Source organism: Sinorhizobium sp. BJ1 (genome assembly GCF_002531555.1).
GTDB lineage: Bacteria > Pseudomonadota > Alphaproteobacteria > Rhizobiales > Rhizobiaceae > Sinorhizobium > Sinorhizobium fredii_B.
Genome location: NZ_NWTH01000099.1, coordinates 1 through 1865, shown reverse-complemented (window position 1 = coordinate 1865; position 1865 = coordinate 1). Strand labels below are relative to the sequence as shown.

The following is a 1865-nucleotide window of genomic DNA, read 5'->3' as shown; positions in this document are numbered from 1 at the left end:
TCTCCCGCTCAACTCGAGGTAGGCTATCATGCGCGGGAGTTTTCACACAGCCTCCACCCATGCCGGACATTCCGCCCATGCTCATCATGCCGCCCTGGAGCGTCAGCGTGTGGCGCTCGGCCGATGCGAGGTTCGGCTCCGGCAAGGGATTGCCGGGCAGTACGACAAGCGCGTCGAAAACGTGCGCGCGGATCGGCGGCCGGCTATCGTAAGCAATCTGCGTCAGCCGGTAGGATAGGCCGTCGTAGAAGTCGTCGACGACATCGTAGCGCCGGCCCGGCTCGCCCTCGAGGTCGAGGACGAGATCGACGCGCATCGCCGGGCCGACAAGGATTCGGCCGTCTTCGGGTTCGTGCGGATCGCAGGGCTGGCCGTCGATCGCGACGACTATCGGTCGATGCCCTTCAAACCGAAGCGCCATGATCCGGGCGAGCGACGCATTGACGAGGCGCAGGCGGACGCGCTCGCCAGTCCGGAAGGGCTCCGCTTCGGAGACCCGGCCGTTGAGCGTCACCGTATTGCCGATGCGTCCGGACATCGCCGCCTCCATCCGGTTGCCAAAGCGCGATGCGATCGCGCCTCTGTCCGTCAACCGCCAGTCGGAAAGGAGCCAGAGGACGTCACGATCGACGGCGACGGGTTCGCGCTCCTCGACGATGACCGCTCCGGCGAGACCGCGGCCGAGCTGCTCGAGGCTGTTGGCATGCGGGTGATACCAGAAGGTTCCAGCGTCCGGTGGCGTGAATTCATAGACGAAGCTCCCTCCGGGCTTGATCAGGGGCTGGGTCAGTCCGGGCACCCCGTCCATGGCGTTGGGAAGCCTGATACCGTGCCAGTGGACGGTCGTCTCCTGGTCCAACCGGTTCTCGACAACCAGACGCGCGGGCTCGCCCTGGCGAAGGCGCACCGGCGGGCCGGGCACCATCCCATTGTATGTCCAGACATCCGTTTCCGGCCGATCCGGCCCGGCAAGTCGTGCGCGGGCGGGCGCGGCGACGATGCGGTAACCGTCGGACGGCGCGGACCGCGCCGGGAACGGTACCAACGCACTCGCCAGCAGACCCGCGCCGGCCTGCAGCAGACCCCGGCGCGACACAAGGCAATTGGATTCGCTATTCACATTCGATCCTTCCGATCATCGTCGATGACGGAACGCATGGGCGTCAATGCACACGCGTTCGTTCATCCGGCTGTGTCGCTGGCCGCGACAGCCGGAAATCAGCCGATGTCGCAGGTTCGTGGTGGATCGGGATCGGGTGGCCAGGCACTGGCAGTGAGCTGGCGATGGCGAGCAGCCACGGAAGCGGGCTTCTGCCCAGCCGGAACGAGCACCGCCGCCGGGAGCGGCGCGACGGCGGGGGCGGCGCAGACGTTGCCGCAGGCCATCGCCTTCAAGCCGCCGGGCTGGTCGGGACAATCCTGACAGTCGCCCTGGTCCGACATGGCCATCTCGGACATAGTCGCCATCTTCGCAGTCATGCCGCTCGCCTGGGCGACCGACAGGCCCATCCCCGCGGCAACGAAGGTCGCGAGGAGCAAGAGGCCAAGCTGTCGGACAGACCAGCGTTTCATAGCGGAGAGAATCGCGCCGAACCTCCGGGAATACAAGCCATGATGCGCCCCAGAGGAGACCCAGCGCGTCAACATTGCGTGACGCGACGCGAGCGGACGTCTCAGCGGAAGAACACGTATTTGATCAGGGCCGCGATCACGAGCACGATCATGAGAAACGCGACGATGCCGATGCCTCCCATGCCCCACATCATGCCGCCGCCCATCATGTCGTCCATCATGGCATCCTCCCTTCATTCGGCCTTACCCCTTTTCAACGTGCCATTGATTGCCGCAAGCTGTCGTGGCGCAGG

General features: G+C 65.8%; 2 protein-coding genes. Both read right to left on the bottom strand.

What is annotated here, in order from left to right; genetic code table 11:
- The coding region (locus CO676_RS34200) for a multicopper oxidase family protein (RefSeq protein WP_097524303.1) at nt 1-1120 on the bottom strand (1120 nt) is incomplete at its 3' end.
- A gap of 98 nt (nt 1121-1218) precedes the next feature.
- A complete protein-coding gene (locus CO676_RS34195) occupies nt 1219-1572 on the bottom strand; it encodes a hypothetical protein (protein WP_097524302.1) in 354 nt (117 codons plus the stop codon).
- Nucleotides 1573-1865 lie beyond the last annotated feature (293 nt).